This window comes from Pseudomonas bohemica, from assembly GCF_002934685.1.
Classification (GTDB): domain Bacteria; phylum Pseudomonadota; class Gammaproteobacteria; order Pseudomonadales; family Pseudomonadaceae; genus Aquipseudomonas; species Aquipseudomonas bohemica.
In genome coordinates, this window is the sequence record NZ_NKHL01000121.1 from 471,059 (window position 1) to 492,295 (window position 21,237).

The 21,237-nt window shown below is 60.0% G+C and carries 18 protein-coding genes and 1 pseudogene; 15 read left to right on the top strand and 4 right to left on the bottom strand.

The annotated features are described in order from the left end of the window. Window positions 1-128: 128 nt before the first annotated feature. The 3 genes from CE491_RS29590 (at window position 129) to CE491_RS29600 (ending at window position 4,452) form a co-directional block, all read left to right on the top strand. Entirely contained in the window at window positions 129-1,337 is a 1,209-nt protein-coding gene (locus tag CE491_RS29590) for an XdhC family protein (protein ID WP_110951850.1), read from the top strand. Window positions 1,338-1,591: 254 nt separating this feature from the next. Beyond that, complete coding sequence (locus CE491_RS29595; RefSeq protein WP_110951851.1) at window positions 1,592-3,271, top strand: MFS transporter; 1,680 nt, start codon at window positions 1,592-1,594, stop codon at window positions 3,269-3,271. After that, window positions 3,268-4,452 (top strand): HlyD family secretion protein, encoded by a 1,185-nt coding sequence (locus CE491_RS29600; RefSeq protein ID WP_110951852.1) that lies wholly within the window; start codon window positions 3,268-3,270, stop codon window positions 4,450-4,452. Before CE491_RS29595 ends, CE491_RS29600 begins: the two co-directional genes overlap by 4 nt. 39 nt (window positions 4,453-4,491) lie before the next feature. Here the strand turns inward: CE491_RS29600 and CE491_RS29605 are convergent, their stop codons facing one another. Then, on the bottom strand, window positions 4,492-5,034 hold the full coding sequence (locus CE491_RS29605) for a cytochrome b (RefSeq protein WP_110951853.1): 543 nt from the start codon (window positions 5,032-5,034) through the stop codon (window positions 4,492-4,494). A 539-nt stretch (window positions 5,035-5,573) separates the two neighbouring features. Between CE491_RS29605 and CE491_RS29610 the strand changes: the two genes are divergently transcribed. From CE491_RS29610 to CE491_RS29660, 11 genes are all read left to right on the top strand, one after another. Further along, window positions 5,574-6,788, top strand: coding sequence for a transaldolase family protein (locus CE491_RS29610; RefSeq protein ID WP_110951854.1), 1,215 nt, complete (start codon window positions 5,574-5,576; stop codon window positions 6,786-6,788). Beyond that, on the top strand, window positions 6,785-7,522 hold the full coding sequence (locus tag CE491_RS29615; RefSeq protein WP_110951855.1) for a sulfotransferase-like domain-containing protein: 738 nt from the start codon (window positions 6,785-6,787) through the stop codon (window positions 7,520-7,522). Before CE491_RS29610 ends, CE491_RS29615 begins: the two co-directional genes overlap by 4 nt. Next, window positions 7,519-8,244, top strand: coding sequence for an SDR family NAD(P)-dependent oxidoreductase (locus CE491_RS29620; RefSeq protein ID WP_110951856.1), 726 nt, complete (start codon window positions 7,519-7,521; stop codon window positions 8,242-8,244). Before CE491_RS29615 ends, CE491_RS29620 begins: the two co-directional genes overlap by 4 nt. A gap of 36 nt (window positions 8,245-8,280) precedes the next feature. Beyond that, window positions 8,281-9,501, top strand: a complete 1,221-nt coding sequence (locus tag CE491_RS29625) for a hypothetical protein (RefSeq protein WP_110951857.1) — start codon at window positions 8,281-8,283, stop codon at window positions 9,499-9,501. Then, window positions 9,461-10,255 carry a class I SAM-dependent methyltransferase gene (locus tag CE491_RS29630; protein ID WP_110951858.1) on the top strand — a complete coding sequence of 265 codons (795 nt, stop codon included), beginning with the start codon at window positions 9,461-9,463 and terminating at the stop codon, window positions 10,253-10,255. Before CE491_RS29625 ends, CE491_RS29630 begins: the two co-directional genes overlap by 41 nt. A 21-nt stretch (window positions 10,256-10,276) precedes the next feature. Beyond that, the gene (gene cysC / locus CE491_RS29635) at window positions 10,277-10,885 is read left to right on the top strand and encodes an adenylyl-sulfate kinase (protein ID WP_110951859.1); all 609 of its coding nucleotides are present in this window, start codon (window positions 10,277-10,279) and stop codon (window positions 10,883-10,885) included. A gap of 102 nt (window positions 10,886-10,987) precedes the next feature. Further along, on the top strand, window positions 10,988-11,623 hold the full coding sequence (locus CE491_RS29640) for a CGNR zinc finger domain-containing protein (protein ID WP_110951860.1): 636 nt from the start codon (window positions 10,988-10,990) through the stop codon (window positions 11,621-11,623). A 347-nt stretch (window positions 11,624-11,970) separates the two neighbouring features. Beyond that, the gene (locus CE491_RS29645) at window positions 11,971-12,888 is read left to right on the top strand and encodes a DUF72 domain-containing protein (protein WP_110951861.1); all 918 of its coding nucleotides are present in this window, start codon (window positions 11,971-11,973) and stop codon (window positions 12,886-12,888) included. Then, on the top strand, window positions 12,885-13,679 hold the full coding sequence (locus CE491_RS29650) for an endonuclease/exonuclease/phosphatase family protein (RefSeq protein WP_407681381.1): 795 nt from the start codon (window positions 12,885-12,887) through the stop codon (window positions 13,677-13,679). The genes CE491_RS29645 and CE491_RS29650 overlap by 4 nt, the downstream gene beginning before the upstream one ends. Continuing rightward, the gene (gene clsB / locus CE491_RS29655) at window positions 13,676-14,926 is read left to right on the top strand and encodes a cardiolipin synthase ClsB (protein WP_110951862.1); all 1,251 of its coding nucleotides are present in this window, start codon (window positions 13,676-13,678) and stop codon (window positions 14,924-14,926) included. Before CE491_RS29650 ends, clsB begins: the two co-directional genes overlap by 4 nt. Further along, window positions 14,923-15,927: a lysylphosphatidylglycerol synthase domain-containing protein gene (locus CE491_RS29660; protein WP_110951863.1), complete on the top strand. Its 1,005-nt coding sequence runs from the start codon at window positions 14,923-14,925 to the stop codon at window positions 15,925-15,927. Before clsB ends, CE491_RS29660 begins: the two co-directional genes overlap by 4 nt. Window positions 15,928-16,011: 84 nt before the next feature. Here the strand turns inward: CE491_RS29660 and CE491_RS31435 are convergent, their stop codons facing one another. From CE491_RS31435 to CE491_RS29670, 3 genes and pseudogenes are all read right to left on the bottom strand, one after another. Further along, window positions 16,012-16,563 (bottom strand): methyl-accepting chemotaxis protein, encoded by a 552-nt coding sequence (locus CE491_RS31435; protein WP_407681384.1) that lies wholly within the window; start codon window positions 16,561-16,563, stop codon window positions 16,012-16,014. Further along, window positions 16,549-17,325, bottom strand: a pseudogene (locus CE491_RS31440) (PAS domain-containing protein); the annotation flags it as partial. The gene CE491_RS31435 and the pseudogene CE491_RS31440, both read right to left, overlap by 15 nt. Before the next feature lie 766 nt (window positions 17,326-18,091). Continuing rightward, window positions 18,092-19,015, bottom strand: coding sequence for a MurR/RpiR family transcriptional regulator (locus CE491_RS29670; protein ID WP_110951865.1), 924 nt, complete (start codon window positions 19,013-19,015; stop codon window positions 18,092-18,094). A gap of 235 nt (window positions 19,016-19,250) precedes the next feature. On the opposite strand from CE491_RS29670, the gene CE491_RS29675 reads away from it, so the two are divergent. After that, entirely contained in the window at window positions 19,251-21,188 is a 1,938-nt protein-coding gene (locus tag CE491_RS29675) for a bifunctional 5-dehydro-2-deoxygluconokinase/5-dehydro-2-deoxyphosphogluconate aldolase (RefSeq protein WP_110951866.1), read from the top strand. The last annotated feature ends 49 nt before the right edge of the window (window positions 21,189-21,237 follow it).

Sequence of the window (21,237 nt, forward strand, 5' to 3'; positions counted from 1 at the left end):
TGCAGCCTCGGCAGTCAGCACGTAATGACATCGATATTCAGGTCATGGGCGCTGTCGGGCGCCTTTGAAACGCTCGTGCACCACACATCCCGTCAGGGATGGGGTTCATGATCAGGTGGGAGAAGCACATGAATGATCTATCCAGTCTGCTCGAGGCGCTCGATCAGGCGCAGGCCGGGCAACAGGAAGTGGTGATCGCCACCGTGGTCAAGGTCGAAGGATCGGCCTATCGGCGTCCTGGCGCGCGCATGGTCATCGCTCAGTTGGGTGACTCGACCGGCACAGTCAGCGGCGGCTGCCTGGAAAGCGACGTCAGCAAGAAAGCCTGGTGGTTGACCGCCAACGGCAAGCCGACGATTCGCAGTTACAGCACCGGTGAGGACGACGACGAACTGGAAGAGGCCGAATTGAGTTTCGGTCTGGGCTGCAACGGCACGGTGCACATCCTGTTTGAGCGAATTCAGCCCCAGGCCGCCGTTTCGGAGTCGGCCAGTCTGGTGGTGGATGTGTTGCGAGACGTCAGGGCACGCGGGGAGGGCGCGGCGCTGGCGACGGTGATCGGCTCCCACGACGAGCGTCAGGTGGCGATTGGCGAGCGGGTGGTGCTAGGCCCATCAAGTGGGCTGCGCACACAGATGCGCGAACGCTGGCTGGCGCGAATGATCGCTGAAGACTTGCGCGCTGTGCTCGATGGCCGGCGTTCCGCCACTCGCACCTATGAAGGGGCGGGTGGGGATATAGAAGTGCTGTTGGAGTACGTGCCGGCGCCGCGTCGGCTGGTCATTTTTGGTGCCGGTCACGATGCTTCGCCGCTGGTCAGTATGGCGCGGCTGCAGGGCTGGCACATCACCCTGATCGACGCCCGCCCGCATTTCGCCCGCGCCCAGCGCTTTCCGGAGGCAGATCGGGTCTTGGCCGCGCCATTGGAGCCGTTGCCCGAGCTCGCGGCGATGGCGGCCGATGCCGCGGTGGTAGTGATGACCCACAGCTTGACTCAGGATCGCCATTGGCTGGGGCAGGTGCTGCAATGCGCCCCGGCTTACATTGGCCAGCTAGGGCCGCGCAGTCGCACCGAACGCCTGCTTGACGAACTGCCCGCCCAAGACCGCGAGGCCCCGGCGCTGAGCCGCCTGCATTACCCGGTTGGCCTCGATCTGGGCGGCGACACCCCGGACAGCGTCGCGTTGTCGATCCTGTCGGAGATCAACGCCGTGTTCAACGGCCGCAACGGCAGCATGCTCAAGTTTCGCGAAGCGAGCATTCATGCGGTAGAAGCGAGCATTCATGCGGTAGATGTCAAGCTTGAGCAGCAGGCGGGGTTGCGGATGATTGGGTAAAGCGCGTTGCCTCGTCCTGTCCGATCCTCTGTAGCAGGCCGGCTTTCAGGCGGTGACGAACGCGCAACCGCTGCGCCGACAAGCCGGACTGCTACAGATTCTTCGTCCCACACCGTTGGTTTTCGACGTTTGAGCCCGTCTCGACGTCCTCCGCGCTCATTCCAAAAAAAGCCTCATCGCCGCATGGCACAATCCGCCAGTGAGTAATATCGTTCTGCTCATGGTCTCAGCACAGCATCCACCAGGTCTGCTCGATGAACGATAAGTACAAACCCCATGACTGGGCTCCCCACGAGCGGCCGTCGCTGCCGGGGTCGCCCTCCACCCCGCTGCATACGACGCCCAAACGTCTTGCGTACGCCATCGTCGGCATTATCGTGGCGTTGACCGGCGGGTTGGGGAACGCGTTGGTGGTTGCCAACCTGCAATACCTGCAAGGTTCTCTGGGCGCGACCCAGGCCGAAATTGCCTGGCTGCCCGCGGCCTACGTGATGACCAACGTCTCGATGAACCTGCTGCTGGTGAAATTTCGTCAGCAGTTCGGCTTGCGTGCCTTTACCGAAGTCTTTCTGGTGCTTTACGCGCTGGTGACCTTCGCACACCTGTTCGTCAACGACATCGAATCCGCCGTCGCCGTGCGTGCTGCCCACGGCATGGTCGGCGCGGCACTGAGCTCGCTGGGGCTGTATTACATGATCCAGGCTTTCCCGCAAAAATGGCGGATGAAGTCGTTGGTGCTGGGCCTGGGGACCGCGCAACTGGCCACGCCCCTGGCTCGACTGGTTTCCGAAGACCTGCTGCAGATCGCCGAGTGGCGCGGGCTGTATCTGTTCGAACTGGGCATGTGCCTGCTGGCACTGGGTTGCGTGCTGATCCTCAAACTGCCGCCGGGCGATCGGTTCAAGGCCTTCGAGAAACTCGACTTCCTGACCTTCGCCTTGCTCGCGTCCGGGTTTGCCGCCTTGTGTGCGGTGCTGTCGCTGGGCCGTATCGAATGGTGGATGGAGGCGCCGTGGATCGGCCTGGCGCTGGCGTTCTCGGTGGCGACGATTCTCGCCGGGCTATGCATCGAACATAACCGCACGCGCCCGTTACTGATCACGCGCTGGCTGGGCAGCGGGCGGATGATCCGTTTCGCGCTGGGCGTGCTGCTGACCCGCGTGGTGTTGTCGGAACAGTCCACAGGGGCGGTAGGTTTTCTGCAAGGCATGAACCAGGGCACCGAGCAACTGCACACGCTTTATTTCTTCATGCTGCTGGGCAGCGTCGCCGGGCTGGCGGTCAGCGCCATGACCATCAACCCGCAGCACCTTTTCAAGCCGCTGATCATCTCGCTCGCGCTCATGGCTATCGGCTCAATCATGGACAGTTTCTCCACCAGCCTGACCCGCGGGCCGCAGATGTATTTCAGCCAGTTCCTGCTGGCGTTCGGCGGCACCTTCTTCCTCGGCCCGACGCTGGTCCTGGGCGTCAGCGGGGTCATCGGCAACCCGCGCAACCTCGTGAGCTTTTCGGTGATGTTCGGGATCTGCCAGAACGTCGGCAGCCTCTTGGGTTCGGCCCTGTTGGGCACCTTTCAGGTCTGGCGTGAGAAATTCCACTCCGCGCATATCGTCGAGCATGTGACATTGCTCGACCCGCAAGTGCAATCGCGTCTGCAAAGCTCAAGCGGGGCGTACATTTCGGCGATTGCCGACCCCTCGGCACGCACCAGTCAGGGTATTCGTGCGCTGGCCACCGCGGCCACCCGTGAGGCCAACACACTGGCGTATAACGACGTGTTCATGCTCATTGCGCTGATCGCGATCCTCACCGCGATCTGGATCACCGGACGTGCGACCTGGCTGTGGATTACCACCGAGCCGGTCGCGCCGTTCACCCCGATCGCAGCGGCTGCAACCTCCGTTCAACCTTCTGGCGCTCAACCTTCATGACAGAACCCGAAAAACCTTCAGGCAGTTCGTCTGCACCTCAGGCATCAGGCCCCGCCCCGGCACCGGCGGTGATGCCAGCCACCACGCAACCGCGCTCGGCGCGAATCCGCCTCGTTTCGTCGATTCTGTTTGGCGGCGTGGCGCTCGCCGGGGTGCTGATCGTGCTGTATGCCTGGCAGTTGCCACCGTTCAGTAGCCCCATCGAAAGCACCGAGAATGCCCAGATCCGGGGCCAGACCACGATGATCGGGCCGCAATTGAGCGGCTATGTCTATGAAGTGCCGGTGCAGGATTTTCAGTGGGTCAAGCAGGGCGACCTGCTCGTGCGCATCGATGACCGCATCTATCAGCAGCGTCTGGATCAAGGGCTGGCGCAGTTGGGCATTCAAAAGGCTTCCCTGGACAACAATCTGCAGCAACGCCGCAGTGCCGAGGCGACCATCGTTCAGCGCCAGGCGGCGGTGGTCAACGCTCAGGCGCAAAGCGACAAGGCCGCAGCCGACCTGCGCCGAAACCAGGCGTTGGTGACCGATGGCTCGGTGTCGAAGAGCGAACTGGACGTCACCCGCGCCGCCGACGCGCAGGCCCGTGCCGCGCTGGCGGAAGCCAAGGCCTCGCTGGAAATTTCCCGGCAGGATCTGCAGACAGTGATCGTTAACCGTGGTTCGCTGGAAGCCTCGGTGAAGAACGCAGAGGCGGCGATCGAACTGGCGCGCATCGACCTGAGCAACACCCGCATCACTGCGCCACGGGATGGCCAATTGGGGCAGATCGGCACGCGCCTCGGGGCTTATGTGAACGCCGGTGCGCAGTTGATGGCGCTGGTGCCACGGCCGCGCTGGATCGTCGCCAATATGAAGGAAACCCAGATGGCCAATGTGCGTCTGGGGCAACCGGTCAGTTTTACCGTCGATGCCCTGGAGAACCGCAAGATGCGTGGCCGGGTGCAGCGTATTTCACCGGCCGCCGGCTCCGAGTTCAGCCTCCTGCCGGCAGATAACGCGACCGGGAACTTCGTCAAGATCGCGCAACGGATACCGGTGCGCATCACCGTGGACAACGATCAGGACGAAGTCGACCGTCTGCGGCCGGGCATGTCGGTGGTGATCAGTATCGACACCAGCCAGGACGGCCCGGTGCCCCCGGATCCGGTGGACGGGACGGTGGATCAGGGCAAGTGATGCGGGCAATGCTCCCTGCGGGAGCGAGTGGCGGGTGATCTACACCATCCGCCGGACCGTATTATCCTTGCGCACGAAGTGATGCCAGATCGCAGCCACGACGTGCAGGCCGATGACGTAGTAGAAGATCGTCCCCAGCAACACATGGAAGTGTTCCAGTGTTTCGGCTGTTTCCTTGGAGATCGCGAACGGCGCGGGGATGGCCAGGGATGTCAATGGGATGGGCAAAGCGCCGCGTTCCAGCAACACCGTAAATAGCCCCAACAGCGGCTGCACGAAAAGAAACGCGTACAACGCGTAATGCGACAGCGTGGCAGCCAGACGCAAGGCCCCTTCGAGCCGAGGCGTGATTCCGGGCGGCGTATGCCGGTGACGCTCGGCAATCCGGAAGAACGCCATGATCAGCACCACGATGCCCACCCAGAAATGCGTCTGCACGACAAAGGTGCGCAGGTCCGTGCCTTTGGCGAATTGGCTGCGGCTGAGAATCAGCGCGTAGGCCAGTACGATCAGCATCGCCATCACCCAGTGAATCCAGCGGGCTTTTGGGCTATAGCGTTCAGTGTCTGCAGCTGTGTACATGGTCAGGCTCCTCGGTTTTGTTCTGTCGGCCCGTTTAATCAAGGCGTGGCGGTTATAAATGCGATCATTGTCGCAGGTTTCGGGAAATCTCAAGGGCTACTCATTTCAACTGCCGGGTCGCAATAGCGCCGTAATATCACGAGAAGCTCAGTTATTTCGCGCAGTGTCAGTAATTAAATTATTTTTCATAAATGCAGCAGCGGTACCCCATAACAGTAATGCCATATCGCCCCAGGGATAATGTTGTCAGTTATCAGTTAATCAATATCGAGATGTTTACACTTGTTTGAGGAGATTCAAATGAATCACTTCGCCGCCGACGAGTGAAATTGATTTTTTTATTATCGATGGTTAGCTGGTTAGATCTATTGGTGATTACAAAACCATCAAAACGGATTTGACAGGGCATTCAGTTGGATCCATCTTTAGCCCGACGGTTCAGATACTCTGACTATCAGCCTGATCGGGCTGGCATTTTGCCCAGAACCTCCTGGGGCCTTCACGTTATCCCTGAAAACATCAGAAAGAGGGCTCTTGATATGGAAGTCCCGGATTTCGTTCGCCTTTTAAAACAACAAAATATGGACTCTGAAGTGTGGTGGGATTCATCGCCGAGCGTATATGCATCTTTTAAAAATAATATGCACAGTCATTACGGAGATATCATTGACTCCCTTTCCAGTCATCTTTGCGATAGCCCTCTTGGCATAACGGGGGCAACTACCAATCCGCGTTTGGTTACCCAGGCCATATTGAAAACTCCTCAGTTATGGCGTCGTTATATCGCGCAGCTTCCACTCGGCTTCTCGGATAACGACAAGGCGCGTCAGGTCTACGATCAGATGATTGCCGAGGGTGCGCGGCTGCTGCACCCGTTGTGGGTCTCATCGCAGGGTCGGCATGGCTGGTTGTCGGCGCAGATCGAGGGCGGGGAAAACATGGGGGAGGACGCCCTGGTCGCCCGGGGCCTGAAGCTGGCCAGCCTGGCACCGAACCTCATGATCAAAGTGCCTGGCAGCGAGCAGGGTTATCGGGCCATCGAGCAACTGGTGGCCCAGGGCTGTTCGATCAACAACACCTTCTGCTTCACCGTGTCGCAGGCCGCGACCTACCTCAAGGCCATCCATGACGGGCAACTGCGCGCGCAGGTCCAGGGAGTCAATACCGAGGGCGCCAGGTATGTCATCAGTTTCATGATTGGCCGCCTGGGCGCCCAGAGTGAGTTCGCGGAGCAGGCCGTTCACCGGCGCCTCAACCTGACCGGCGCAGACCGGCGCTGGGCGGAAATCGCCGTCTATCAGGCCATGCAAGCATTGCTTCGGCGTAGTCAAACCTCCGTGCGATTGCTGTTATGCAGCGTGAAAATCGATACCGATGCTCACGGCCGCGAACATTGCTGGCATCTTCAGCGCACGGGTGCCGACACCACCTTGTATACGCTGACGCCGCAGCTCTTCGAGTTTTTGATACGGCGCCAGCAGGACGGTCAGCCGATCAAACCTGCCAGTGGCTGGGTGCAAATGCCCAAGCGCGTGCTCAACAGGCTGACAGCGATCCCGTATTTCAATCAGGCGTATTTTCAAGGTGATCTGGCGCCGTCGGACTTCGCCTCGCATGCGGCGTTCGTCACGGCCAGCCTTGACGCCCGGGCAGGGCATGAGCGGCTGCTGGGATTCGTCAAAAGCTCGACGGGCGGGGCGAATCTCTCGTCCCTGCCGCCCTTGAGCCAGTTCGCCAAGGAGCACGTGTCATGAATCGCATGATTGCCCTTTGGGCTCATCCGCGCTCGCGTTCCACAGTGCTTGAGCGCGTGTTCATCGAGCGCGGCGATTTCGAGGTGTTCCACGAGCCCTTCGCTGGTGTGGCCTTCGATGAACACTCGGCCATTCCCCATGATGATCTGGATTGCGGTCTGCCACGCACTTACGAAGGCGTGAAGTCTTTGCTGCGCGCAACTCTCCAGACTTCAAACGTGTTCCACAAGGACATGTGTTACCACTGTCTGGATGAGCTTAAGGCCGACCCTCAATTCCTTCTGGAGCAGCAGAGCGTGTTCATCATTCGTGAACCGGCCCGAGCCATCGTTTCGCACTTCGCCATGTTCGAGCAGATGCCGCTCAACGCCATCGGCCATCAGGCACTGTACGAAATCTTCTGCCTGATTACCAAGCTCAGCGGGAAGATCCCTTACGTCGTCAATGGCGACGAACTGGCACGGCGACCGGAAGAAACCGTGAGTCGGCTCTGCGATCACCTGCAGCTGGAATTCCGGCCTCAGGCGCTGAGTTGGGAACCCTCATGCCCTGCACAATGGAAGGCCTGGCGCAGCTGGCACAAGGAGGCGGAATGCAGCACAGGGATCGTCGCGCCACCGGACACATTCGATGAGCAGCCTCTCAAGTCCCATCCCCACTTGATGGCCTATTACCAGGTCCATCGGCCGTTTTATGAGCGCATGAATCAATTCGCGCAGCAGGAGCATTCATGAAAAAAATCGTCATTACCGGCGCGGCCAATGGCATCGGCAAGGCTACGGCCATCGCCTGTGCCGAGGCCGGGTACTACGTCATCGCCGCGGACAAGGACAAGTTCGGACTACAGGATCTGCAGCAACGCATTCACGTTCACCAACTGGACTGTCACCTGGTCGATTTTTCGCGGCCCGACATTTACACCTCATTCATCGGCGACCTTTATAGCCATCACCCTGCGCTGCACGGATTGGTGAATAACGCCGGGCTGTATCACGGCAAAAGCGTCTACGACTACAGCGATGCGGAAATCGAGGAAATCTGGGCAGTGAACCTCAAATCCCTGGTTTACCTGTCCAGAGAATTCGCCCTGCATGAACAAGAGGCCATGCACACACGCAGCATCATTAACGTCACGTCGGTGGCTGGCGAAGTCGGCAGCATGGATGCGCTGTACGGCGCGACTAAAGCCGGGGTCATTGGGTTGACCAAGGCCAACGCCTGGAATTTCGCGCCACGGGTAAGGGTGAACGCGGTCTCGCCAGCGCTGGTCCGTAAAACGTCGATCCACGACCGTATTCCTGAGCATCGCCGCAAGGAATACGAGCGTCAGGAAATCATCAGCGAGCCGATCGGGCCCGAGGGCGTCGCTGACGTGATCATGTTTCTGCTCTCCGATCAAAGTCGTCATCTGACCGGAAAAGTTATTGCGGTAGATAACGGTGCCTACCCTCGCTAGGGCACGGTCCACGTAATACTTCCAGGGAAAAATGTCATGCAACGAAAAAAACTGCTCATCATCGGCGGCGGCAACCTGTGCCTGCAGGTTCTGCAAATCCTCGTGCCGCGCAATCAATTCGAGTTTCACGTCGCCAGTCGCAACCTCGAACAGGCCACTCGAATGTGCAACCTGCTGCGCCTGGCTGCGCTGCAACAGAACGTGCAGGCGCGGATCGATTGCTGGGAGATGGACCTCACCGAGCGGTCCATCGACAGCAACGCTCAGACCCTGTCGCGGATCAAGCCGGACATCATCCTCAACTGCGCGTCGTTGCAGTCCTGGCGCATCATCACGCAACTGCCCAAGACGACGTTCGAGGCGCTGGACGAGGCGCAACTGGGCCCCTGGCTGCCGATGCATCTGGCGCCGGCCTACGCGTTAATGCGTGCAGTCGTACAGGCGGGTCTGAAGGTGCCGGCAGGTCCGAAGACCCACTCCGGGGCCACTACGCTGGTGGTCAATGCGGCCTACCCAGATGCGGTCAACGCCGTTCTGTACAAGGTCGGCATGGCCCCGACCGTGGGCGTCGGCAACATCGCGAATCTGGTTCCGGCGACCCGAAGCGCCATCGCGCGGTTGGCGGGGTGTGAGCCGGTGCGGGTGCAGGTCAAGCTGATCGGCCAGCATTTCTTCAGCCATTGCGTGCCGCGTCGCGGCCTGCCGGCGCAAGCGAATTTCCACCTGTCGTACTGGATCGATGGGCGCGATTGCACGGACTTCTACACGTGCGGCGACATTTTCGCCGGCGTGGCCCAACACTTTCGTCGGCTCGGCGGCGTGGACGGGCAATACCTGACCGCCATGTCGGCGGTTTCCGTGCTCGAGAATCTATTCGCCGAGACGGAAGTCGATGTGCACGCGCCCGGCCCGGACGGCTTGCCGGGCGGTTACCCGGTGAAGGTCGGGATGGGCCGCGTGCTGCTTGGCCTTCCTTATGGTGTGCGGCGCGACGTGGCGATCCAGCTCAACGAGGCCGGGCAGCGGCAGGACGGTATTCAGGCCATTCAGGCCGACGGCACCGTGAGATTCGGGCGGGAGCAAATGAACGTCATGGAGAAGCTGCTGGGTTTCTTCATGCCCGAAATGAAGGTTCAGGATGCCGCCGGGTTTGCCCATGAACTGGGCCGTAAATACCAGGCATTCGCCGATCACATTCGTCATCAGGGGGACAACCATGTTACTCAGCAATCCATCTTCAACCGTCACGCCAGCTGATCCGGCCGATGAAGATTACGCCGGGCAATACAATACTGAGTTCGTCAGCCGCTGGGACGAGCTGATTGACTGGGAAAAGCGCGCCGCCGGTGAGGGGCATTTCTTCACCGACCGGTTGCTTGAGGCTGGCGCCTGCCGAATTTTCGACGCTTCCACGGGCAGTGGTTTCCATGCCGCACAACTGCGCAAGGCCGGTTTCGATGTCACGGCCTGTGACGGCAGCCCGACCATGGTCGAGCGGGCCAGGGCGAATTTCGAACGACTGGGGGTAGGCATCCGCCTGTTCCAGAGTGACTGGGCTGATCTGGACCGTCTGCAACTCAAACATGAGCTCAGGCCGTTCGACGCTGTGCTGTGCCTGGGCAGTTCGTTGTGTCATCTGTTCGACCGAAACCAGCGCGTCGAGGCATTACGGCGTTTCCGTCGCCTGCTCAAGCCCGGAGGGATGCTGCTGATCGATCAGCGCAATTTCCACGCGATACTCGCCGGACACTTTTCGTCAACGGGCCAGTATTACTACTGCGGCAAGACAGCCAAGGTAACCATAGGCGCGTTAAATGATTCGCTCTGCCAGTTCGTCTACACCTTCGCGGACGGCGCCCGTTACCAGTTGCGGGTATTTCCCCTGCTGCCGGTTCAACTGCGCAGCGAGCTGATGGCGGCGGGTTTTTCGGTGGCGCAAACCTTTGGCGACTTCAAGCGCATCTACGACCCGATGCGCGCCGATTTCATCATCCACCAGGCCATTGCCTGAGTGCCGCATGGAGGGCATGTCATGAATATCCGGCAGCAACGCGCGGTACTGTCCCATCCGCCTTTTGCCTTCAGGCTTGATCCTACCGCGGTGGTCCAGAGGCCGCCGCCCCAGGTGGTTTGGCTCACAGGATTGTCCGCGGCAGGAAAGTCCACCATCGCTGCCAGCCTCAATCCGGTGCTCAAGGCCCGTGGGCTGAATACCTGCATTCTCGACGGCGACACTGTGCGTACCGGCCTGTGCCGCGACTTGGGATTTTCAGCGCAGGATCGCGAAGAAAACGTGCGGCGCGTGGCGGAAGTAGCGGCGTTGATGGCGGATGCGGGGTTGACGGTGATAGTGGCAATGATTTCCCCCGCCCATGCTGCCCGCCATCGCGCTCGTTCGATCATCGGTAACGAGCGATTCGTGGAGGTTTTTGTCGATGTCCCGCTGGCGGTGGCCGAAGCGCGGGACCCCAAGGGACTTTACAGCCGGGCGAGGCAAGGCGATCTCAAGGGCTTCACCGGCATCGATTCGGCCTATGAGACGCCTGTCTGGCCCGAGCTGCATATTCGCAGTGATCAGGTGACGGTGGCCGATGCGGTGGGCATGATCGACGACTGGCTGAGGCACTCGCGGCGCGCATAGCCTCGGAATCGTTAGGACATTTTCGCTACGGTTATCTGAAAACAATGCGAATTGGCGTATCTCTGCCATCATTGGTTGTTAAATCAATGCTGGGGACGGGCTATGTCCATCGGTCAATTGAAAATAAACGCAATCCGCCTGATCGGCGGCATGGGTGTGCTCGATTACGTGAATACCTGCAACGGTCGCCGCCCTGGGACATCGTTGCAGGAGGTCGTCGACAAATTGTCGAGCCTTGAAGACATCGTGCACTGGTTTCTGCGTGCCGGACTGATCGAGCCTGAGGAGCATGGACACCTTTTGCAACTGGTGCATGATGCTTCCTGGCAGACGGTGACGGCGTTCGAGCAATTGATCGCGTGTCGGGAGTCGCTCTATCAGTTGTTTTTACCTGTTGCATTGGGGCATTCGGTGGATCAGGACAGGCTTGGCGAGTTGAACCATATGCTGGCGATCACGTCGGCTCAACGGCTGTTGGTGTCGACGCCGTTGGGGGTCATCTGGCGCTGGCGTTCCTGCAATACGCTGGAGGATATGACGAGCGGGTTCGTCGGCCGTATGGCGAGCGAGGCGGCGGCGCTGTTGACTTCGCCCGATCTGGTCCGGTTGAAGGCTTGCGCTACGCCGGATTGCGATTGGTTGTTTATTGATACGTCGAAGAATGGTCGGCGGCGGTGGTGTCAGATGAATCTGTGTGGGGCGAGGGAAAAGGCCAAGAGGGCGGTGGGGCAGGTTTGAGTGGGGGCACGTTATGGCCCTGTATTTTGTGGGTTTATCCGCTGTTGGCGGGGGCGCGGATTACGGTTCCGCTCTTACAGCGGGGTTACTGGGGGTTGGTCCGGCATTCCGGCGTTTCCAGGTGACTCGCCGAAGGCGAAACAGTCCGGACGTCAGGACGGGCCCTAACCACTGCCACCCGGGAATACGGATATGCCCCCATCCAAGCGCCCCATACACCCCCAATCACCCCCCAAACCGAACCTGTGCCATAAAAACCAGGGAACCTGTCCCTCACTCAAGCTTCATATCTCTTGTTCAGAGCTGTCACGGCATCGGCCGTGACAGCGAGCACAGAGAGCACTTGCATGAGCGATATCCGTATCGGCATATCGGGCTGGCGCTATGTGCCGTGGCGCGGTGATTTCTACCCGGAAGGTCTAGCCCAGAAAAACGAACTCAAATTCGCCTCCAGAGCGGTGAACAGCATTGAAATCAATGGCTCGTTCTACTCTCTGCAGTCGCCGGATCTCTACGCCCGCTGGTATGCCGACACGCCCAAGGGCTTCGTGTTCAGCGTCAAGGCGCCGCGTTACATTACCCACGTCCGGCGGCTGAACGACATTGACGAGCCTATCGCCAACTTCTTCGCCTCTGGCATCTTCCAATTGCGTGACAAGCTCGGTCCGATCCTCTGGCAGTTCCCGCCCAGCTTCAAATTCGACCCCGAGAAATTCGAGGCTTTCCTCAAGCTGCTGCCCCATGACGGCAAATCGGCCAAGGCCTGCGCCAAAGGCTGTGCCGCGCGTATGGAAAAGCCCGGCTATCTCGACATTCCCGCCAAGGCACGTCTGCGCCACGCCGTGGAAATTCGTCATGAGAGCTTCGCCGTGCCCGAGTTCATTGCCCTGCTGCGCAAATACAAAGTCGCGTTGGTGACCGCCGACACGGCCGGCAAGTGGCCGTATCTGGAAGACCTCACCTGTGACTTCGTCTATCTGCGCCTGCACGGCGACAAAGAGCTGTACGCCAGCGGCTACACGCCAGCGGCGATCGAGCATTGGGGCGACCGGATCGACCTGTGGCGTCAGGGCGGCCAGCCCAGGGATGCACACCTGACCGGCGCCAAATCGCCGCGGGCGCGCAAGTCACGGGACGTTTACTGCTATTTCGATAATGACATCAAGGTGCGCGCGCCTTACGACGCACGCAAGTTGCTGACGCGTTTCGGGCTGACCGATCAGCTGGAAGTAGCCCCGGGCGATCTGCAAGGAGTGACGTTTTGACCAGTGCCCTGACCCCCGAAGACGTCATCAGCCGCCGCCAGGCCGTCTCGACCGACGTCAGCCTCAACGTGCTAACCATGAACATGCACATGGGTTTCGGCTTCCTCAATCGGCGCTTCATCCTGCCCGAGCTGCGTGACGCGGTGCGCAGTGTGTCGGCGGATGTGGTGTTTTTGCAGGAGGTCCACGGGGAGCAGCAAAGCCATGCGCAGAACGTCAAGAACTGGCCCACCACCTCGCAGTACGAATTTCTTGCCGACAGCATGTGGAAAGACTTCGCCTACGGCCGCAACGCGGTCTATCCCCACGGCCATCACGGCAATGCGCTGCTGTCCAAATACCCGATCATTCGCCATGAAAACCTCGACATTTCCATCCTCGGCACCGAAGAACGCGGCCTGCTGCATTGCGTGCTGCAGGTGCCACGGTTCGGCGAGGTCCACGCGATCTGTGTGCACCTGGGGCTCAAGGAAGCGCATCGCCAACAGCAACTTTCCCTGATGGCCGAGCTGGTGTCGCGCTTGCCTGCGCAAGCGCCGGTGATCATCGCCGGCGACTTCAATGACTGGCGGCAAAAGGCCGATGCGGCATTGACCCCGACGGGCCTGCGCGAAGTGTTCGTCGAGTCGTTCGGTGCGCCAGCGAGAAGCTTTCCCGCGCGTTTTCCGCTGCTACGTCTGGATCGAATTTACGTGCGCAACGCCAGAATCCGCACGCCCAAGGTGTTGTCGAACCGCCCCTGGTCGCACCTTTCCGACCATGCGCCGTTGGCGGTGGAGGTCACCCTATGAAGGCGTTCAGCGACCAATGTGGCATTTGGCAGGATGGCAACTCGGTGGAGTTGCTGATCAATGGCGAAGACTTCTTCAGCAAAGTGTTCGAGAGCATTCGTGCGGCCCGGCAAGAGGTGCTGATCGAGACGTTCATCATCTTCGAAGACCGCGTCGGTGAAGGCTTGCAGCAGGCGGTGATCGAGGCGGCGAGTCGCGGCGTGCGGGTGGTGATCACGGTCGATGATTACGGCACCAGCGACCTGAGCACCGCGTTCGTTCAGGCGATGATCACGGCAGGCGTGCAGATTCAGCTGTTCGACCCCAGGCCGAAACTGATGGGCATGCGCACCAATCTTTTTCGGCGGCTGCACAGGAAGATCGTGGTCATCGACGCCGAACTGGCGTTCATGGGCGGCATCAATTACAGCGTCGATCACATGTCCGACACCGGCATCACCGCCAAGCAGGACTATGCGGTGCGGGTGCGCGGCCCCATCGTCGCGGATATCTACCGCTCGACGTTGAACATGTTCGGTCCGGCCCTGCGCCAAAGCTTCACTCCGCTCAAAGTGGTGACCCGCAAAGCCGGTAGCGCGCGGATGCTGATGGCCGAGCGGGATAACCGGCGACACACCACAGACATCGAAGAGCAATACCTGTTGGCCATGCGTAGCGCTACCCAACGTATCACCATCGCCAATGCCTACTTTTTCCCCAGCTATCGCTTTTTACGCGAATTGCGCAACGCCGCGCGCCGTGGGGTGAAGGTTACGTTGATTCTTCAGGGGCAGCCGGACATGCCGTTCGTGCGCGTGTGTTCGCGCCTGACCTACACCTGGCTGCTGCGCGAAGGCGTGGTGATTCACGAATACAAACAGCGGGCCTTGCACGGCAAGGTCGCGCTGATCGATCAGGAGTGGTCCACCGTCGGCTCCAGCAACCTGGACCCATTGAGTCTGGCGCTGAATCTGGAAGCCAATTTGTTCATTCGGGATCGCGCGCTCAATCAGCAGTTGCACGAGCATCTGCAGGAACTGGCGGCCACCCATAGCAAGCAGGCGAGCCTGAAGGGCCTGGCGAAAGGTCAATGGTGGCGGGCGCCGATGATCTTTTTCAGTTTCCACTTTCTGCGCCATTTTCCGGCGATTGCCGGGCTGTTTCCGGTGCATGGGCCACGCCTGAAACCGGTGCGCGCCCCGGACGTCATTCCCGAAGCCGATGTAATCAAGCGCGAGTTGTCGCCAGATCAGGAGAAGTCGCTATGAGCGGGGCATCGCAAGCATCGGCGCGTCAGGACAAGGCTCCGTCATCGGGCAAACATGGCGCGTGGCTGACCTGGGCCAAGCGCGGTTTCACGCTGTTTTTCTTCATCGCGGTGCCGGTGCTGCTGTTCACCCTGATGAAAAACCTGGACTGGGACGAGGTGACACACGCGCTGGAGTCCTACAAAGTCAGCACGCTGGCCCTGGGCTTTGTGGTGGCGGTCGGCAGCTATCTGACCTACTGCGGATTCGACGTCCTGGCGCGGCGGTACACCGAGCACAAGTTGTCGGTGATGCAGATCGTGCCGGTGACCTTTGTCTGCTATGCCTTCAACCTAAACCTGAGTTCATGGGTCGGCGGCATCGCGCTGCGCTATCGGCTGTACTCGCGGCTGGGCCTGGATGTGCCGACCATTACCCGGATTCTGAGCCTGAGCCTGATTACCAACTGGCTGGGTTACATGCTGCTGGCCGGGTTCGTGTTCGCGGGCGGTTTCATCGACCTGCCCGATGGCTGGAAGATAGGCGACACCACGTTGCAGCTGATTGGTGTCGTGTTGCTGGTGGTGTGTTTTGGCTATTTTCTGGCATGCCGCTTTTCCCGCAAACGCACCTGGACCGTGCGCAACCAGCAACTGGTACTGCCGTCGCTCAATCAGGCGTTACGCCAGGCATTGCTTGGCGCGTTGAACTGGGGGCTGATGGCGCTGCTGATTTATGTGCTGCTGCCTGAGAAGGCTTTTTATCCGGCCGTGCTGGGGATTTTGCTGATCAGCAGCATTGCCGGAGTGATCGCGCATATTCCGGCGGGGCTGGGCGTGCTGGAAACCGTGTTCATCACCCTCATGCAGCATCAGTTCAGCAAAGGGCAGTTGCTGGCGGCGCTGATCGGCTATCGGGTGATCTATTTCCTGATTCCGCTGCTGCTGGCGGTGGTGGTGTATCTGGTGCTGGAGAAGCGGGCGAAGGCGATGCGCAGCAAGAACGAAGCGCGCAATTTGTAGCCGTCCCGTGCCGGCAGTGGCGATCTCGCCTAGGTCACTGCCGGCAGGCCGGACTGCTATAGGGCCGGTGTTGATTCTGCGCGCTCAATCCCTCCCCGCAAACATCCTCACCGCTTCGACCGCTTCATGGGTGCCTTTGCTGATCTGCACGATCGCCGAGCCCGCCTGATCCGCCAGGTCTACACCTTTGGCCGCGTTGCTGCGGGTGTTGTCCATGCTGACGATCGCCTGGCGCGTTTCGTTCTGGATCAGCTGGATCATCTCGGAAATTTCCTGGGTCGAGCGGCTGGTGCGTCCAGCCAATTGCCGCACTTCATCGGCGACCACGGCAAAGCCCCGACCCTGATCCCCCGCCCGCGCCGCCTCGATGGCCGCGTTGAGCGCCAGCAGGTTGGTCTGGTCGGCGATGCTGCGGATGGTGTTGACGATGGTAGTAATCTGCTCGGAGCGCTCGCCCAACTGACCGATGATCCGCGACGAGTCTTCGATGTTGCGCGAAATCTGCCGCATTTCACCGGTGGCTTGCTGGATTACCTCGGTGCCTTGTTCGGCGACTTTCTGGGTTTGCACCGAGATGTGATAAGCCTGCGCTGCGCTGTGGGAATCCTGTTCGTGCTTCTCGATGCGCGCGGTCACGTCCGAAGCGAACTTCACGACCTTGCTCAACTTGCCGCAGGCGTCGTAGACCGGGTTGTAGGTGGCCTCCAGCCAGAGAGTATCGCCTTGCTTGCCCAAACGCTCGAACTGGCCGCTGAAAAACTCGCCCTTGTTTAGCCGCCGCCAGAAGTCCTGGTATTCGCTCCCATTGACCAGCTCAGGCGGGCATAGCAGCTTGTGATTCTTGCCCAGCAGTTCCTGACGGCTGTAACCCAGCAGACGCAGGAGGTTGTTGTTGACGGCGATGATCCGGCCATCGAGATCGAACTCGATCACCGCCATGGCGCGGTCGATTGCCTGCAGCTTGTTGCGGGTTTCGCTCTCGGCGCGCAGCTTTTCGGTGACGTCCATCGCGTATTTGACGATCTTCACCACCTTGCCGCTTGGATCGCGGATCGGGTTGTAACTCGCCTCCAGCCACACCCTCCCGCCGTCGCCCGCCACCCGCTGAAAGGTCGCGGAAACGAATTCGCCACTGCGCAGGCGCGACCAAAGCTGTGAATACTCGTTGCTACGGGCGTAATCGGGGGTACAGAAGATGCGGTGTTCTTTGCCGATCACTTGTTCGGGGCGATAGTGCATGGCCTTGAAGAAGTTGTCATTGGCGCTGAGGACGACGCCATTGAGGTCGAACTCGATGCTCGCCATGGAACGGCTGATGGCTTCCAGCAGACTGGCCTGGTGAGCGACGGTCAGTTGCAGGTCTTGGATGAGTTTGTTTTTGGACGAGTCGAAAAACATGATGGCGGCTCAGGCTGATGGAAGGGAAGGCGGGTTCCTTTTCCTTGGCCTCAAGAGCATGTAATCGATACTCAGCTGCGAGTTCCTTCTGCAGTGCGGTGATGATCACAAACGTGATATCAAAAAGCTACAGAAAAGTTGTACATCTCGTCGCTTTTGTACAGGATTTTTAGTTTGGCGTTGAATGGGTGTGTATCCTCTGGCTCCGGGACGCTCGTTAGTACTCGTGCTATTAGAATCGCAACCGCAAGATCAAGAGCGAATGCACATGCGGCAGGCTGACTCGATCCCAGCGCGAGACGTCGCAGGTTACGACGGCGGCGAAGGCGGTGGATCAGTTATTGGTGTGTTGTCTGACATTCCGCATTCGCGGCCGTCGCACAGCTCCAGCAGCTCCCACAGATAGAGTGCCGTCCGTCAAATCCTGTTCCTGCTCGTGTTCTGCTTCCGCTTCTGCTCGTGCTGTTGCTCTTAATGCGCGCAAGTCCAGACGCCGCCGAACGCGACTTGGGTGCAGGCTGGACGCAGGAGGCGCGCTGGGCCATGGATGGCCCTTCGCGGTGGGCCCAAGGAGCGTTGCCGGATTTAGGGAACCCGACGCGGTCACGCCAAACCAGGAGCAGGGCCTTTTGGTTACTTTTGCGTGGTCCGGCGATTAGGCTCTTGGAAAAGTGACCCGCTGTAAGACCGGAACCGATATAAACGATCCCACCAATAATGGATATTCACGCACCACCGCCGAAGCTCAATCACTTCCACCGCCAGGCTAATCCTCAAACCCCACCTGCTCCGACATCTCATCGACCTTCAACTCTAACCGGTAAGCCACCGCGATAAACAGCGCCTGACACAAACACAACGTGGCACTCAGCGAACGGAACGCAAACGAACTCCCTTCGTTGACCAGCAACACCGAGTTGGCACGTTTGGCCAGCGGCGACAGGTTGCTGTCGGTAATGATCAACGTCTTGGCCTGATGATGCTGGGCGATGCGCAGGCAGTGCTGGGTTTCCTTGCCATACGGGGTGAAGCTGATGGCGATCACCAGGTCATTGGCGCGCACACTGCGCATCTGTTCGCGATAACTGCCGCCCAGCCCCGAGATCAGATGAATACGCTTGTTGGTGTGCTGCAGGTTGTAGACCAGATAATCGGCCACGGCGAACGAACGACGTACGCCGACTACGTAGATGTTGTCGGCATTGACCACCAGGTCCACGGCTTTTTCGAAGGCTTCGTCGTCCAGTTCCAGCGCCAGGCGCTCCAGTCCCGACAGGGTGGCATTCACGCACTCCCTCGCCAGGTCGCCGCCGCTGGCTTTCTGCGACTTGTTGGCGATCATGCTGCGGATGCGCTGCTGGTAGTTCTGCACCGGCGTGGCTTTGTGGGTGTAGGCCTCGCGAAACAGCGCCTGCATTTCGCTGAAGCCGCTGAAGCCGAACCGCTGGGAGAAACGCACGATGGCCGACGGGTGCACCTCGCATTCGCGGGCGATGTCGCTGATGCGGTCGACCATGATCCGGTCGCTCTGCTGGCTCATGTAACTGGCGATGCGTTTGAGCTGGCGCGGCAGGCTTTCGTATTCGGCGGTGATCAGCTTGAGCAGGGCATCGGCGGTGACCGGCGCGTTGACCGGCGACGCAGGACTGTCGTCGGTATCTGGCAAGGTTGGCTGATCGGTGCTGGACATACGATTGAATTCCTCGAGCTTTTCTTGTGGCCCGGAGTTTACAGGGCTTCACGTTTATATCCTGCTGTTTAGCACGATCTGCCGTCGTTTGCGCAAAGTGGAAAAAATATTCCACATGAAAAAAATTTAGAAAAAATCATTGCTCCTTGCTTCCGACCGTTCTAGTCTGCATCCACAAACAGGCATCGGGCACCCGTGCTCGGGCCAGGGCTTAATAAGAATAAAAGGAGCCAGCATGGGCCAGACTCGTTTTGCCAGTGGGCGTCCCCTGGACGTGGTGTGCCTCGGACGCCTGGGCGTCGACCTTTACGCGCAGCAGATCGGCTCGCGTCTCGAAGACGTCAGCAGTTTCGCCAAATACCTGGGCGGCTCCTCCGCCAATATCGCGTTTGGCACTGCGCGGCTGGGCGTGAAATCGGCGATGCTGACCTGCGTCGGCAATGACCACATGGGGCGTTTTCTGGTCGAGTCCCTGGCCCGCGAAGGCTGCGATATCAGCGGGATCAAGGTCGATGCCGAGCGCCTTACCGGTATGGTCCTGCTGGGCATCAAGGACCGCGAAACCTTCCCGCTGGTGTTCTATCGCGAAAACTGCGCCGACATGGCCCTGCACGCCGATGACATCGATGAGGCTCAGATCGCTTCCAGCAAGGCACTGCTGATCACCGGCACGCATTTCTCCACCGATCAGGTGTTCAAGGCCAGCAGCCAGGCACTGGACTACGCCGAAAAACATAACGTCAGACGCGTGCTCGACATCGACTATCGCCCGGTGCTCTGGGGCCTGACCGGCAAGGCCGACGGCGAAACCCGGTTCGTCGCCAACCAGAGCGTCAGCCAGCACGTGCAACGTATCCTGCCGCGTTTCGACCTGATCGTCGGCACCGAAGAAGAATTTCTGATTGCCGGCGGATCGGCGGATCTGCTCACCGCCTTGCGCAAGGTCCGCGAACTGAGCGCCGCGACGCTGGTGGTCAAGCTCGGGCCGCAAGGCTGTACGGTGATTCACGGCGCTATTCCCTCACGACTTGAAGACGGCGCAATCTACCCCGGCGTGCGGGTTGAAGTGCTCAACGTGCTGGGTGCGGGCGATGCGTTCATGTCGGGCTTCCTCAAGGGTTGGCTGGACGACGAAAGCGACGAGCGCTGCTGCCAACTGGCCAACGCCTGCGGCGGTTTGGTGGTATCGCGCCACGCCTGCGCCCCGGCCATGCCGACGTTGGTCGAACTCGAATACCTGTTCAACAGCCCGGTGCCGATTACCCGGCCCGATCAGGATCAGGTGCTGCAACGCCTGCATCAGGTCAGCGTGCCTCGCAAGCAATGGAAACAACTGTTCATCTTCGCCTTCGACCATCGCGGGCAACTGGTGGAACTGGCGCAAAAGGCCGGGCGCGACCTGGCCTGCATCGCTCAGCTCAAGCAGCTCTTCATTCAAGCGGTGGAGCGGGTCGAGGCTGACCTGAAAAAACGCGGGATCGAGGCCGATGTCGGTCTGTTGGCCGACCAGCGCTTCGGTCAGGATTCGCTGAATGCTGCCACTGGTCGCGGCTGGTGGATCGCTCGCCCGGTCGAAGTTCAGGGCTCGCGGCCACTGGCGTTCGAGCATGGCCGGTCGGTGGGTAGCAATCTGCTGACCTGGCCCAAAGAGCAAATCATCAAGTGCCTGGTGCAATACCACCCGGACGATGAGCCAATGCTGCGTCTGGAACAGGAGGCGCAATTGCTGGGGCTGTATCAGGCCTCCCAGGCCAGCGGCCATGAATTGCTGTTGGAGATCATTGCGCCCAAAGATCATCCATCGGCTCATCCCGACGTGATTTACCGTGCACTGAAGCGCCTGTACAACCTCGGAATTTACCCGGCCTGGTGGAAGATCGAAACGCAGTCGGCCGACGTCTGGGACAAGCTCGACGCGCTGATTCAGGAACGCGATCCGTATTGCCGTGGCGTGGTTCTGCTGGGGCTTAACGCGCCAGCCGAAACCCTCGCCGCCGGTTTCCGCGAAGCCAGTCACAGCACCACTTGCCGGGGCTTTGCCGTGGGCCGCACGATTTTCCACGAACCGAGCCGCGCCTGGATGGAAGGGCAGATCGATGACGCCGGGCTGATCAGTCGGGTGCAGGGCACCTTTGGCTTTTTGATCGAGTCGTGGCGTGAGGCCAGAGCCTGACGCCACGGGCCGCGTGAACACTTTCAAAGCGACAAAAACAATGAAGAGA